General features: G+C 69.4%; 12 protein-coding genes. 5 read left to right on the top strand and 7 right to left on the bottom strand.

Going from position 1 to position 12,917, the window contains the following annotated elements; all coding sequences use genetic code 11:
- Positions 1 to 33: 33 nt before the first annotated feature.
- The 5 genes from QZM72_RS00995 to QZM72_RS00975 all read right to left on the bottom strand — a co-directional run bounded on the left by QZM72_RS00995 (position 34) and on the right by QZM72_RS00975 (position 3,437).
- A complete protein-coding gene (locus QZM72_RS00995) occupies positions 34 to 891 on the bottom strand; it encodes an SDR family oxidoreductase (protein ID WP_301736879.1) in 858 nt (285 codons plus the stop codon).
- A gap of 127 nt (positions 892 to 1,018) precedes the next feature.
- On the bottom strand, positions 1,019 to 1,585 hold the full coding sequence (locus QZM72_RS00990) for a hypothetical protein (protein ID WP_089471201.1): 567 nt from the start codon (positions 1,583 to 1,585) through the stop codon (positions 1,019 to 1,021).
- Between the two features lie 67 nt (positions 1,586 to 1,652).
- On the bottom strand, positions 1,653 to 1,952 hold the full coding sequence (locus QZM72_RS00985; protein WP_089471200.1) for a DUF2795 domain-containing protein: 300 nt from the start codon (positions 1,950 to 1,952) through the stop codon (positions 1,653 to 1,655).
- A gap of 27 nt (positions 1,953 to 1,979) precedes the next feature.
- Positions 1,980 to 3,008, bottom strand: coding sequence for an SDR family oxidoreductase (locus tag QZM72_RS00980; protein WP_301736878.1), 1,029 nt, complete (start codon positions 3,006 to 3,008; stop codon positions 1,980 to 1,982).
- Between the two features lie 30 nt (positions 3,009 to 3,038).
- Positions 3,039 to 3,437, bottom strand: a complete 399-nt coding sequence (locus QZM72_RS00975) for a BON domain-containing protein (RefSeq protein WP_301736877.1) — start codon at positions 3,435 to 3,437, stop codon at positions 3,039 to 3,041.
- Positions 3,438 to 3,682: 245 nt separating this feature from the next.
- Here QZM72_RS00975 and QZM72_RS00970 point away from each other — a divergent pair, with 245 nt between their 5' ends.
- Together QZM72_RS00970 and QZM72_RS00965 are read left to right on the top strand one after the other, a co-directional pair.
- Positions 3,683 to 5,002, top strand: a complete 1,320-nt coding sequence (locus QZM72_RS00970) for a glycosyltransferase family 1 protein (RefSeq protein ID WP_301736876.1) — start codon at positions 3,683 to 3,685, stop codon at positions 5,000 to 5,002.
- Positions 5,002 to 6,048 carry a UDP-glucuronic acid decarboxylase family protein gene (locus QZM72_RS00965; RefSeq protein ID WP_089471197.1) on the top strand — a complete coding sequence of 349 codons (1,047 nt, stop codon included), beginning with the start codon at positions 5,002 to 5,004 and terminating at the stop codon, positions 6,046 to 6,048. Before QZM72_RS00970 ends, QZM72_RS00965 begins: the two co-directional genes overlap by 1 nt.
- Before the next feature lie 42 nt (positions 6,049 to 6,090).
- Here the strand turns inward: QZM72_RS00965 and QZM72_RS00960 are convergent, their stop codons facing one another.
- On the bottom strand, positions 6,091 to 8,394 hold the full coding sequence (locus tag QZM72_RS00960; protein WP_301736875.1) for a PAS domain-containing protein: 2,304 nt from the start codon (positions 8,392 to 8,394) through the stop codon (positions 6,091 to 6,093).
- Positions 8,395 to 8,513: 119 nt separating this feature from the next.
- On the opposite strand from QZM72_RS00960, the gene QZM72_RS00955 reads away from it, so the two are divergent.
- Both QZM72_RS00955 and QZM72_RS00950 read left to right on the top strand, forming a co-directional pair.
- Positions 8,514 to 9,221, top strand: coding sequence for a PIG-L family deacetylase (locus QZM72_RS00955; RefSeq protein WP_301736874.1), 708 nt, complete (start codon positions 8,514 to 8,516; stop codon positions 9,219 to 9,221).
- Positions 9,200 to 10,123 carry a glycosyltransferase family 2 protein gene (locus QZM72_RS00950; RefSeq protein ID WP_301736873.1) on the top strand — a complete coding sequence of 308 codons (924 nt, stop codon included), beginning with the start codon at positions 9,200 to 9,202 and terminating at the stop codon, positions 10,121 to 10,123. Before QZM72_RS00955 ends, QZM72_RS00950 begins: the two co-directional genes overlap by 22 nt.
- A 17-nt stretch (positions 10,124 to 10,140) precedes the next feature.
- Here the strand turns inward: QZM72_RS00950 and QZM72_RS00945 are convergent, their stop codons facing one another.
- Positions 10,141 to 11,508 (bottom strand): sigma-54 dependent transcriptional regulator, encoded by a 1,368-nt coding sequence (locus tag QZM72_RS00945; RefSeq protein WP_301736872.1) that lies wholly within the window; start codon positions 11,506 to 11,508, stop codon positions 10,141 to 10,143.
- Between the two features lie 353 nt (positions 11,509 to 11,861).
- Between QZM72_RS00945 and QZM72_RS00940 the strand changes: the two genes are divergently transcribed.
- Positions 11,862 to 12,905 carry a sigma-54-dependent Fis family transcriptional regulator gene (locus QZM72_RS00940; RefSeq protein ID WP_301736871.1) on the top strand — a complete coding sequence of 348 codons (1,044 nt, stop codon included), beginning with the start codon at positions 11,862 to 11,864 and terminating at the stop codon, positions 12,903 to 12,905.
- Positions 12,906 to 12,917 lie beyond the last annotated feature (12 nt).

The following is a 12,917-nucleotide window of genomic DNA, read 5'->3' as shown; positions in this document are numbered from 1 at the left end:
TGCTTTCTCCTTGTGCTTGCGTGGAAACGGCCATCAGCCGCCGACGATCGAGCCGCCGTTCGGATGCAGCGTCTGCCCGGTCATGTAGCTCGCGCCTTCGGAGGCGAGCAGCACGTAGCAGCCGATCAGTTCGTCCGGCTGGCCCGGCCGCTTGAGCGGCACGTTCGAGCCGAATTTCGCGACCTGCTCGGGCGTGAACGTCGACGGGATCAGCGGCGTCCAGATCGGCCCCGGCGCGACCGCGTTCACGCGGATATCGCGCTCGGCCAGCTCGATCGACAGCGAGCGAGTGAAGGCGACGATCGCGCCCTTGGTCGCCGAGTAGTCGGGCAGTTTCGGGCTGCCGTGATACGCGGTGACCGACGCGGTATTGACGATGCGGCCGCCCTGCTTCATGTGCGGCAGCGCGGCTTGCGTGCAGAAGAACATCCCGTACACGTTCGTGCGGAACGTGCGTTCCAGCTGCTCCTCGGACACGTCCTCGATGCCCGGCTGCGGATGCTGCTCGCCCGCATTGTTGACGAGCACGTCGAGCCGGCCGAGCCGCTCGACCGTGCGCGCCACCGCGTCGCGCGCCTGCCGGCGATCGCCCACGTCGCAGGCGATCGCCTCGCAGCGCCGGCCGGCCTGCTCGATCAACTGCTTCGTATGCGCGGCGTCGTCGGATTCCTCCAGATAGACGATCGCGACGTCCGCGCCTTCCTTCGCGAAGCCGATCGCCACGGCGCGGCCGATCCCGCTGTCGCCGCCCGTCACCAGCGCGACCTTGCCGGCGAGCTTGCCGCTGCCGACGTAGTCCGCCGCTTCGTCGCGCGGCTTCGGCTGCATGCCGCGCTCGGTGCCCGGCTGCTGCGTCTGTTTCTGCGGGGGTGGAGTCTGTGCGGTGCTCATGGGTTCCTCCTTGAACGGGTGCCGCGGATGCTGCGCAAGCGGCGTGCCACGTGCGGCGCACGCCCGCCCGCACGCGGCGGCCATGCGCGCGCGGGTGGCATTGCAAGCGTTTGGAAAAAGGGCGTAGTCAGCGCGGGCCGCGGGACGCGGCTTCGTCGGGCCGGCGCACCGGGTCGAAATCGCGCCATTCGCCGTCCTGCCAGTCGCCTTCGACGCGCTCGATCGACTTCGCGCCGGTCGCGCGCAGCACGTCTTCCGCGGCCGTCGCGGTGTCGGGCGTCACGCGCGCGGCGAGGATCACGCCGGTTTCGCTGCGCGCGAGCGTGCCCTTGCCTTCGGCCTGCTCGCCGCGCATCCGGCCGAGCGCGCCGCCGAATGCGCCGAGATACGCGCCGGCCAGCGCGCCGGCGGCCGGCACGAACCAGTAGCGCAGGCCGAGCGCATATACGATCAATCCGATCACGACGCCGATCAGCAGCCCGCGCATCGCGCCGACCATCGCGCCGCGCCCGCCCGGCTTCGCCGCCGTGTCGGCGTACACGTCGCCGCCGATCGGAAAGCGCGCGTGCTGGCCGCCGGGGTTCAGGAAGAAGATCGACACGTCGTCGGGCCCGAACGCGCGCTCGTAGAGGTGACGCGCCCCACCTTCCGCTTCGTCGAACGTCGTGAAACGGCCTGCGACGATCATCGCCATGGTCGTGCTCCTCGTGAGGGATTGGGATGCGCCGCGCGCACACGCACGCGGCGCGACGGGGCGGCCCTTACATCAGCCGCCCGAGTTCCTTCGATACCGATGCCGGCGTGTCGTACTCGCGCTCGGGAATCTTGCGCAGCATGTCGAGCACCTCGCGGCTCGCATGCGAGCGTTCCGCGCACTGCACGACGTCCGACTTGCTCGCCGGATAGTCCATCCCCTTCAGCGCCTTCTGCACGTCGACCGGGCTCGGCGGCTTGCCGTGGCCTGTCTGGTGCCCGCCCTTGTCGTGATCCTGCTGCGTGCGCTCGCCTTCGTGCGCGCGCGAGTGACTGTATTCGTGGCCCGTATGTTGTCGGGATGTCATGAAAGCCTCCTTGGGAAATGATCGAAATCACGCGGACGAACGGCGCGTCCGCGCGAATGCGGCAAACACCAGCGCCGCCGCGCCGAGCGCGACCGCGCCGGCGACCTTCGGGCGCTGCACCACCGTGTTGTACGCACAGCTGCGCAGCACCGTCCCTTCCATGCCTTCGCGCTCGTGCAGCGCGTGGCGCGAGTCGTACAGCGCGTTGTCGTCGCGCGGCCGCGCGGGCCGCACCGTGCGCTGGCCGCGCGAGAACAGCGTGGCCGCGACGCGATCGAACAGCCGCGGCGCGTGATACGCGCTCGCCGACGTGAACTTCGCTGCGCCGCCGACGAACAGCGTGCGGCGCGGATGCGCGGCCGCGAACAGAACGGCGTCGGCCACCAGCTCGGGGTCGTAGATCGGCGGCGGCAGCTTCGCCTCGACGTTCATGTAGTTCTTCGCGTGCATCACGAACATCGTGTCCATCGCGGCCGGCTTGATCAGCGTGACGGACACCGGCAGATGATCGGCTTCCATCTCGAGCCGCAGCGAATCGGTGAAGCCCTTCACCGCATGCTTCGACGCGACGTACGCGCTTTGCAGCGGCAACGGCGCGTCGGACGCCTCGCTGCCCATGTTGATGATCGCGCCGCCGTGGAAGTCGCCCTTGCGCCGGAAATGGTCGGCCGCGACGAGCGAGCCATGCACGACGCCCCAGTAGTTGGTGTCGAACAGCCGGCGTTGATCCTCGAGCGGCACCTGGGCCGCCGTGCCGAAGATCGACACGCCCGCGTTGTTCACCCAGGTGTCGAAGCCTCCGTACGTGTCGGCCGCGGTCGCGGCCGCGCGCTGCAGATCCTCGATGTTGCCCACGTCGCCGGCGACCGGCACCGCGAGCCCGCCGTGCTGGCGGATTTCCTCGCACAGCGTGTTCAGCGCGTCCTCATTGCGCGCGAACAGCACGAGTTTCGCGCCGCGCCGTGCCGCCTTGCGCGCGGTGACGAGGCCGATGCCGCTCGTCGCCCCGGTGATCACGATCGTCTGTTCGCCGACCGGTTTGAGCATGCAATTCATCAGTGGACTCCTGTTACGGTCGCATCGCGATTATTTGGGCCGGATGGTCAACTGGTCGCGCACGCTCTGCACGCCGTCGATCTGCTTCACGACGCCGACGGCCTGCGTGCGCTGCTGCTCGTCGGGCACGCTGCCGGTGAGCGTCACGGTGCCGTGCCGCGTCTTCACGTGGATGTCGCCGGACGACAGACCGCTCGTGCCGGTCAGCTCGGCCTTCGCCTTGGTCGTGATCGTCGCGTCGCGGATCTTCGTGCGGGTGCTCGAGTGCGACGACGTCGACGACGACGCCCCGTCGTCGCCGGCGGCGAGCGCGTTCGGCGCGACCACCATGCATGCGGTGGCCGCGGCGATCGCGACCGCCATGCCGGTGCGCAGCGCGCGCTGATGGCGGATGCGCGGAGTGCGGGCTTGCAGCGGGGATACCTTCATCGTGACCTCCTTTTTCATCGGGCCGGACGAACCGGCGGGTGAGCAGAAGTCGCGCAAATCGCGTGCCGCGCCGCGTGCGCCGCATGCCTGCGCGCCATCGCGATCGGACGCCCTTTCATCCAACGCGTTGTAATTTTTGCGGCACCGGGGGAAGCGGTTTTCCCCGCCATGCGGCGGGCATGCCGATTGCCGAGGGGCCGATAACGGCGGCCCGTGTGCGCGGCCCCGATATCGGGAGCACTACCATGCAGAGAATTGCGTTGATCAGTGAACATGCATCGCCGCTGGGCGTGATCGGCGGCGTCGATGCCGGCGGCCAGAACATCTATGTCGCCAACGTCGCGAAGCAGCTCGCGGAGCGCGGCCTCGACGTCGACGTCTACACGCGCTGCGACAATCCCCACTTGCCGGAGGTGGTGCCGATCGGCCCGCGCATGCGCGTGATCCACGTGCCGGCCGGGCCGCCGACCGACGTGCCGAAGGAGCAATTGCTGCCGTACATGGGCGCATTCGCGCAATACATGATCGCGCGCATGCGGCGCGAGCCCGACCCGGTCGACGTGATGCACGCGAACTTCTTCATGTCCGGCGACGCCGCGCTGCGCGTGAAAAAAACGCTCGGCATCCCGCTCGTCACGACCTTCCATGCGCTCGGTCGCGTGCGCCGGCTGCATCAGGGCACGGCCGACGGCTTCCCCGACGCGCGCTTCGCGATCGAGGACACGCTCGCGCGCCGCTCGGACCGCCTGATCGCCGAATGCCCGCAGGATGCGCTGGATCTGACGACACACTATCGCGCCGATACCGCGCGGATCGAGATCGTGCCGTGCGGCTTCGACGCACAGGAATTCCGGCCGGTACCGCGCGTCGATGCACGCGCGCGGCTGGGCTGGCCGCAGGACGCATTCGTCGTACTTCAGCTGGGCCGCCTCGTGCCGCGCAAGGGCATCGACACCGTGATCGACGCGCTCGCGCGCATGCCGCGCGACCCGCAACGGCCGACGCACCTGTACGTCGTCGGCGGCAGCCAGGCGACGCCCGACCCCGCGCGCGACCCGGAACTCGCGCGGCTCGCCGCCTTCGCGCACGAACTCGGCATCGCGAACCGCGTGACCTTCGTCGGCCGGCGCGATCGCGACGCGCTGCACCTGTACTACAGCGCGGCCGACGTGTTCGTGACGACGCCGTGGTACGAGCCGTTCGGCATCACGCCGGTCGAGGCGATGGCGTGCGCGGCGCCGGTGATCGGCAGCGACGTCGGCGGCATTCGCACCACGGTCGACCACGGCGCCACCGGTTATCTCGTGCCGCCGCGCGACCCGGCCGCGCTCGCCACGCGCCTCGTGCAACTGCGGGCGCAACCCGACCTATGCGCGGCGCTCGGCCGCGCCGGCTACCTGCGCGCGCATCGCTTCTACACGTGGCAAGGCGTAGCCGGCCGGCTCGTCGACATCTACCGCGACGTCGCCCACGCGCAGCGCGCCGGCACGTCGGCCGGCACCGGACGGCGCACGCCGGTCGCCACCACGCGAGGCGTGCTCGCAAACCGCAAGGAGAATACGTAATGAAGGGCTACGATCGAAAACGCGTGCTCGTCACCGGCGGCGCCGGCTTTCTCGGGTCGCATCTGTGCGAACGCCTAGTGACGGCCGGGCACGACGTGCTGTGCGTCGACAATTTCTACACGGGCGCGAAGGACAACATCGCGCACCTGCTCGATGCACCGAACTTCGAGCTGATGCGGCACGACGTGACGTTTCCGCTCTACGTCGAAGTCGACGAAATCTACAACCTCGCGTGTCCGGCGTCGCCCGTCCACTACCAGCGCGACCCCGTGCAGACGACGAAGACCAGCGTGCACGGCGCGATCAACCTGCTCGGCCTCGCGAAACGCGTGAAGGCGCGCATCCTGCAGGCGTCGACGAGCGAGGTGTACGGCGACCCCGACGTCCACCCGCAGGACGAGCACTATTGCGGCCGCGTCAATCCGACCGGCATCCGCGCGTGCTACGACGAAGGCAAGCGCTGCGCGGAAACGCTGTTCGCCGACTACCACCGCCAGTACGGCGTCGACGTACGGATCGCGCGGATCTTCAATACCTACGGGCCGCGCATGCATCCGGCCGACGGGCGCGTGGTGTCGAACTTCGTCACGCAGGCGCTCGCCGAACAGCCGCTGACCGTCTACGGCGACGGCAAGCAGACGCGCTCGTTCTGCTACGTGGACGACATGATCGACGCGCTGATCCGGCTGATGGAGGAACCGGGCGACGCGAGCGAGCCGGTCAATCTCGGCAGCGACGTCGAGATCGCGATGATCGACGTCGCGCGCGAAGTGGTGCGGGTCGTCGGCGCGAACGTGCCGATCGAGTTCCGGCCGCTGCCGTCCGACGATCCGCGTCAGCGGCGGCCGAATCTGGCCGCCGCGCAGAAGCGGCTCGGCTGGCGCGCGACGACGACGTTCGCGAACGGGCTCGCGCATACCGCGCGCTACTTCATTCAACGTCAGGTCACGCACCACGCGCCCGGCGACCTCGTGCGCAGCACGCGCATCGCGTCGCATCTGCTCGCGCAAGTCCACACGCAGAACCGGCCGGCGCCCACCACCTGACGCGATCCGACGCGACCTGACGCCGCCGCCATGCAACGCGCGTCAGCCGTCGCCCTTCGTCACGTGCGCGATCTTGTGCGCCAGTTCGCGCACGTCGACGGGCTTGCACAGGTAGCCGTCGAAGCCGGCCTCCAGCGCACGGCGCTCGTCGGCGAGGCCCGCATGCGCGGTGACGGCCAGCACGCGCACGTCGAACGGGCCGCCGTCGCCGTTCGTCGCGCCGCGCCGCAATGCGTCCAGCAGCCAGAAGCCGTCGCCGTCGGGCATCGCGAGATCGGACAGCACGACCGTCGGGCGGATGTCGGCCACCATCGCGAGCGCCTCGCGACCGGACGACGCGATCGCGACGGCCGCGCCGAACGTGGTGAGCGCGGCCGTGAGGCTCGCACGCGTGGTCGCGTCGTCGTCCACGATCAGGATGCGGTGCATGTCGAGCACCAGCGCGTCGCGGCGGCTGCCCTGCACGATGCTCCACGCCATCGCGCCGGCCGGCTGCCAGCCGGCCGGCAGCGTCACCGTGAACGTCGTGCCGAGATTGCGGCCCGCGCTCGCGACGCTCACGCGGCCGCCGTGCAGCTCCGCGATGTGCCGCACGATCGACAGGCCGAGCCCGAGCCCGCGCCGCGGCGACGCGGGCGAATCGTCCGCGCGGCGGAACATGTCGAACACGTACGGCGCGAACTCCGTCGCGATGCCCTGCCCGGTATCGACCACGGTCAACACCGCCTGCTTGTCGTCGCGCACGAGGCCGACCATCACGCTGCCGCCGGTCGGCGTGAATTTCAGTGCGTTCGAGATCAGGTTCGACAGCATCTGACGCAACCGCTCGGCGTCGCCGGACACGATGCACGCGGGCGCGGCGCAGTCGAATTCGAGCAGGATGCCGGCCGACGATGCGGCGGTCTGGAACGTGCCGACCTGGTCGGAGAACAGCCGCACGACGTCCACCGGCGTCGCATCGAGCCGCAGCTTGCCGGTCGCGAGCGACGACGCGTCGAGGATGTCGCCGACCATCCGCGTGAGCGAGCGCGCGCTGCGGTCGATCGCGTCGACCGCCTGATGCTGCAACGCGGGGTCGCTCGTATTGCGCAGCACCTCGATCCATCCGTAGATGACGTTCAGCGGTGTGCGCAATTCGTGCGACACCGTGGCCAGCAGCTCGTCCTTCAGCCGGTTCGACGTGTCGGCCTGATCGAGCGCATCGCGCGCACCCTGCAGCGAGCGCTGCGCCCGCAGGTCGCGGCGGCGCTGCGCGCCGGTTTCGCGCAACGTCAGCGACAGCGCGACCCACGCTCGTGCCTCGCCGAGCACCGGGCATGCCGATACCCTCGCCCGAAAACGCCGGCCGTCGCGTCGCACGCACAACAGTTCGAGCGGCCCGATGGGTTCCTGCATCGTGTCGAACGATTCGGCGAGCGGGTTGAGCCGCAGCCAGCGCCGCGCGATCAACGTGTCGAACCGGCGGCCGCGCGCATCGGCCTCGTCGTATCCGAAGATCCGTTGCGCCGCCGCGTTCCAGCTCGCGATGCGGCCGCTCGCGTCGATTCCGACGATTGCGTCCGGCGACGCATCGACGACCGCATGCTGAAGCCGCGACGCGTCGACGCGCGCCCGCTCCGCCCCGGCATCGCGCAGCAGCAGCACCGCGCCGTCGAGGTTGCCGTGGCCGTCGCCGATCGGCGACGCGACCGCGACGATCGGCACCGGCTCGCCGCTGCCGGCCTGCAGCCAGTGGCGGTCGGACGTCGCCTCGGCGCCGCCGAGCGCGTGGTCGAGCGGCGTGGTCGGCACGCGATGGCCTTCGCGATCGACGAGCCGCAGCACGTCGCGCACGGGCCGGCCGATCGCATCGTCCGCCCGGCAGCCGACGAGTTCGGCCGCGGCCGCGTTGAGATAGGTGAGCCGCCCGTTCGGATCGGTCGCGACCACGCCGTGCGGCAGCGCGCGCAGCACGGCTTCGAGTTGCCGGCGCGCGGCCGCCTCGCGCCGGCGCGCGCGATCGTTCGTGAGCCGCGTGTGATGCAGCAGCGACGCGACCGCGCATACCAGCGCACCGATCAGCATGAACGCGCCGAGCTGCACGAGCCGCTCGGGCAGCGGCGCCGTATAGGCGGCGGGATCGGACAGGAACAGCGTCCAGATCAAGAGCCCGCTGACGACTGTCGACACGATGCCGAACAGGAACGACGTCGCCCACGCGGCGCCGGCGAGCAGCGGGTAATACAGCACGAACGGCAGATTCACGCCGCCGAACCGGATCGCGAGTGTCTGCAGCACGGTCGCGATCGCGACCAGCATCACGGCCGTTGCGTAATTTCCGGCCTGCGGCCGTGCAATTTCGCTCATTGGACACGCTCCTGCGGGGACAGTCGACGGCGGCCGGCGGCGGGCACGACACGTGCTGGCCCGCATGCTGGCCGATTCGCACCGGCGGCCCGGCCGCTCACGATGGAGATCTTTACGCCATGCCCGACCCGACACGCTGGCTCGTCGTCTCGCCGCATCTCGACGATGCCGTCTTCAGTTGCGGGCAACTGCTCGCGCAGGCGCCCGGCTCGATCGTCGTCACCGTCTTCGCGGGGATTCCGCCGCGCGGCACGCCCGCACCGCCGTGGGATCGCCGCGCGGGGTTCCGCCACGCCGACGAAGCGGTGCGCGCGCGCCGCGACGAAGACCGCCGCGCGCTCGCGCTGCTGGACGCACGCCCGCTGTGGCTCGATTTCCTCGACGATCAGTACGGCGTGCCGGCCACGTCGACCGCGATCGCGGCGTGCGTGGCCGACGTGATCGACGCGCACCCCGGCTTCGGCGTGCTCGCGCCGGCCGGCCTGTTCCACCACGATCATCTGCAGGCGCAAGAGGCCATGCTCCGGCTGCTGCGTGACGACGATCCGCCGGACGACGCATCGCGCCTCTGGCGCTTCTACGAGGACGTGCCCTATCGTCGCATCGACGGATTGATGGCCAAGCGCGTGATCGGCTGGCGCGAACGCGGCTGGATCGCGCATCCGGTCGCCGCGCCGGCCGGCAGCGAGACGGACGGCGTCGCCGCGAAAGCCGCCGCCGTCGACGCGTATGCCAGCCAGGTGACGCTGCTCGAGCCTCATATGCGCGCCGCTCTCCGCGAACCCGAAACGATCTGGCGACTCGAATGCGACGTCACGTCCGTGTAACGCCCCCGCGCGCCGCGCTGCCGCCGGCCGAACCGCGCGTGACGGCCGTCGTGCTGACCTGCCGGCGCCCGGCCGAACTCGCGCGCACGCTCGAACACCTGTGCGCGCTGCCCGACCGGCCGGCGATCGTCGTCGTCGACAACGGCGCCGACGACGAGACGGCCGCGCTGATCCACGCGCGCTTTGCGCACGTCGCGCTCGTGCATGCGCCGGGCAACCTCGGCGCGGCCGGCCGCAATCTCGGCGTCGACGTCGCGCGCACGCGCTACGTCGCGTTCTGCGACGACGACACGTGGTGGGCGCCCGGCTCGATCGCCGAAGCCGCGAACCTGCTCGATGCGTATCCGCACGTCGCGGCCGTCACCGCGCGCGTGCTGGTCGGCCCTGACGAGCGCGAGGACCCGACCTGCCGGCTGATGGCCGACAGCCCGCTCGACGCGCCCGTCGCGCTGCCGGGCAGGCCGATCCTCGGGCTGCTGGCCGGCGCGAGCGCGTTCCGGCGCGACGCGTTCGTGCACGCGGGCGGCTATCATCCGCGCTACTTTCTGGGCGGCGAGGAAGCGCTGCTCGCGCTCGACCTGACTCGCGCGGGGCATTGGCTCGTGTATGCGCCGGGCCTCACCGTCCATCACCATCCGTCGACGCGGCGCGACCGGCCGACGCGCGAGCGCACCGCCGCCCGCAACGCCGTGTGGACCGCGTGGCTCAGATGGCCGGCCGCCGCCGCGTGGCTGCATACGGTGCGCATGCTGCCGCTGCTGCGCCGCGAACGCGCGATCGTGCGCACGTTCGCGGGGCTGCCGTGGATCGTGCGCGAACGACGCGCGATCCCGCCGCACGTCGAACGCATGCGCCGACGCCTCGCGCGCGATACGCGCCGCGAGGCCGGAACCGAAACATGAACGCGATCGTAGCGGCATCAGGAATCGGGCTTCTCCGCTTCGTCTTCCAGTTGTGCGAGCCGGTTGTAGATTGTCTTCAGGCTGACGTCGAGCACCTCGGCCGCCTGCGCCTTCACGCCGCCGCATTGGGCGATCGTGCCGAGGATCAGCTTGCGGTCGACTTCCTCGAGCGGCGTACCGAACGGCACCGTCACGCGATCCTCATGCGAATCGACCATGCTGGATAGTTCGTCCATGATCGGCGGCGGCAGCGTGTCGATCACGTCGGCATCGGTGAAGATGCTCGCGCGCTGCACGAAGTTGCGCAGCTCGCGCACGTTGCCGGGCCATTCGTAGGTTTTCAGCGCTTCGCGCGCGGCCGGCGAGAAGCGCAGGTTGCGGCCGCTCTCCTCGTTGTAGCGCTGCAGGAACGCATCGGCGAGCATCGGGATGTCGTCGCCGCGTTCGCGCAGCGACGGCAGCGGGATCGGGAACACGTTGATCCGGTGGAACAGGTCGGGCCGCAGCTTGCCGTCGGCCATCGCGGCTTCGGGGTCGCGGTTCGTCGCGGCGACGATGCGCACGTCGACGTCGATTTCGCGTGTCGAGCCGAGCCGCGTGACGCGCCCGGTTTCCAGCACGCGCAACAGCTTGACCTGCGATTCGACCGGCATTTCGGTGATTTCGTCGAGAAACAGCGTGCCGCCGTCCGCGCGTTCGAAGAAGCCCTTGTGCTGGCGTTCCGCGCCGGTGAAGCTGCCGCGGTCGTGGCCGAACATCTCGCTCTCCACGAGATTCGCGGCGATCGCGCCGCAATTCACCGCGAGGAACGGCCCGCGGCGACGCAGGCTCAGGTCGTGCACGGTTTGCGCGGCGAGTTCCTTGCCGGTGCCCGACTCGCCGGTGAGCAGCACCGACGCTTCGGTGCGCGCGACGCGGCCGATCGCATCGTAGACGGCCTGCATCGCGGGCGAACTGCCGAGCATGCGGCCGAAGCGGCCGAGGCGCTGCAGTTCCGAGCGCAGCTCCGCGATTTCCTCGTGCAGCGCGGTCGTGCGCGGCACGCGCGCGAAGATGCTGTTCAGCCGCTGCATGTTGAGCGGCTTCACGAGATAGTCGGTCGCGCCGCGCCGCAATGCATCGATTGCGGTTTCGAGGCTCGCGTGGCCGGTGGTCAGCACTATTTCGCAATGCGCGCGCTTGGGCAACGCATCGAACAGATCCATCCCGTTGCCGTCGGGCAGCACGAGATCGCATAGCACGAGATCGGGGGTATGCGTCGAGACGAGCGTGCGCGCTTCTTCAAGCGTCGCGGCGGTATCGCACGCGAGTTGCTGCGTGCGTGCGAGCGTGGCGAGCATCGTTCGCGTATCGGCATCGTCTTCGACGATCAGGACGTAAGGCATCGAGGCTCCTGGTAATGCGGCCCGACGCACACATCGGCCGGTACCGCGACACGTGCGGCGCCATGCACGTCGTCATGGCCTGTTCACGACGGCATCTTCAACGCCGCACACACGAATGGGCGGACAAGCCGTCCTGCACTGAAAACGCGTGCTTAGCAGTATAGAAGAATGGTGTCTCGCATTCGTCGTTCATCGAATAAATCTATCTGTTCGCGCACACCGCATTGTCAGATTCAATGTCGTCGCACCGGTATAAAAGGTATTCTGAAGATACGTAAAAAACGGCGAATGCCACGCCATTTTTTACCGGTCATGACACATTCGGTCAAAACTTCCCAACCCGGTCATACTCCATGTCGAAATCCGACGATGACGGCACGCGACTGTTCGGCCGTTCGCGAACCATTCAGGATCTGCTGCTGAAAGTGTCGCGCGTCGCCGCCACCCGCGTGAGTGTGCTGGTGGTCGGCGAAAGCGGGGCGGGCAAGGATATCGTCGCCCGCCTCATTCACGACATGAGCCCGCGCCGGCGCGGTCCGTTCGTGCCCGTCAACTGCGGCGCGATTCCGAAAGACATCGCGGAATCGCACTTGTTCGGTCACGAAAAAGGCAGCTTCACGGGCGCCGTTGCACAACATGTGGGCATGTTCGAAGCCGCGCGAGGCGGCACGCTGTTTCTCGACGAAATCGCCGAAATGCCGCTCGAATTGCAGGTCAAGCTGCTGCGCACGCTCGAAACCAACACGATCGTGCGCGTGGGCGGCCACGAGGCGATCCCGCTCGACGTGCGGATCGTCGCGGCCACCCATCACGATCCCGTCGAGGCCTTGCGCAACGGCACGCTGCGCGAAGACCTGTTCTACCGGATCGCGCCGATCGCGCTGCACGTGCCCGCGCTCAGGCAGCGCGAGGACGACGTCGGCGACATCGCGCTGGAGATCGTCGAACGGCTGAACGCGCGGCACCGCACGAGAAAGCGCCTGTCGACGCAGGCGATGAAGGCGCTGCGCACGTACACGTGGCCCGGCAACGTGCGCGAGCTGCGCAATGCGCTGGAGCGCGCGTTCATCCTCGCCGACGAGCAGATCGAACTGCAATTGCCGCGCCGGCCGCCGCCGCGCGAGGAAGTGCGCCACAACGCGATGACGCTGCATATCGGCACGACGCTCGCGCATACGCAGCAGCGCTTCATCGTCGCGTCGCTGCGGCACTTCAACGGCGACAAGCCACGCACCGCGAAGGCGCTCGGCATCAGCCTGAAAACACTGTACAACCGCCTCGCGCTGCTGCCCGAAAGCGAACGCAATGCGGTGAGCGGCAACACGCCGGCGGCGCCGAATGCCGCGAACACCGCGAATGCCGGCACCGCGCCCGCTTCGCCGCCCGCGACGCCGTAGTGAGCGCGGCGG

The sequence above is a fragment of the Burkholderia sp. AU45388 genome, assembly GCF_030481585.1.
In the GTDB taxonomy this organism is placed as follows: domain Bacteria; phylum Pseudomonadota; class Gammaproteobacteria; order Burkholderiales; family Burkholderiaceae; genus Burkholderia; species Burkholderia sola.
Note: the sequence above shows the minus strand (reverse complement) of the source record. Positions and strands in the feature narration are given on the sequence as shown.

What these genes read in the sequence shown, in the direction of transcription:
- QZM72_RS00995 (WP_301736879.1), bottom strand. Translation starts at nt 891, where the DNA reads ATGAGCACCGCACAGACTCCACCCCCGCAGAAACAGACGCAGCAGCCG.
- QZM72_RS00990 (WP_089471201.1), bottom strand. Translation starts at nt 1,585, where the DNA reads ATGGCGATGATCGTCGCAGGCCGTTTCACGACGTTCGACGAAGCGGAA.
- QZM72_RS00985 (WP_089471200.1), bottom strand. Translation starts at nt 1,952, where the DNA reads ATGACATCCCGACAACATACGGGCCACGAATACAGTCACTCGCGCGCG.
- QZM72_RS00980 (WP_301736878.1), bottom strand. Translation starts at nt 3,008, where the DNA reads ATGAATTGCATGCTCAAACCGGTCGGCGAACAGACGATCGTGATCACC.
- QZM72_RS00975 (WP_301736877.1), bottom strand. Translation starts at nt 3,437, where the DNA reads ATGAAGGTATCCCCGCTGCAAGCCCGCACTCCGCGCATCCGCCATCAG.
- QZM72_RS00970 (WP_301736876.1), top strand. Translation starts at nt 3,683, where the DNA reads ATGCAGAGAATTGCGTTGATCAGTGAACATGCATCGCCGCTGGGCGTG.
- QZM72_RS00965 (WP_089471197.1), top strand. Translation starts at nt 5,002, where the DNA reads ATGAAGGGCTACGATCGAAAACGCGTGCTCGTCACCGGCGGCGCCGGC.
- QZM72_RS00960 (WP_301736875.1), bottom strand. Translation starts at nt 8,394, where the DNA reads ATGAGCGAAATTGCACGGCCGCAGGCCGGAAATTACGCAACGGCCGTG.
- QZM72_RS00955 (WP_301736874.1), top strand. Translation starts at nt 8,514, where the DNA reads ATGCCCGACCCGACACGCTGGCTCGTCGTCTCGCCGCATCTCGACGAT.
- QZM72_RS00950 (WP_301736873.1), top strand. Translation starts at nt 9,200, where the DNA reads ATGCGACGTCACGTCCGTGTAACGCCCCCGCGCGCCGCGCTGCCGCCG.
- QZM72_RS00945 (WP_301736872.1), bottom strand. Translation starts at nt 11,508, where the DNA reads ATGCCTTACGTCCTGATCGTCGAAGACGATGCCGATACGCGAACGATG.
- QZM72_RS00940 (WP_301736871.1), top strand. Translation starts at nt 11,862, where the DNA reads ATGTCGAAATCCGACGATGACGGCACGCGACTGTTCGGCCGTTCGCGA.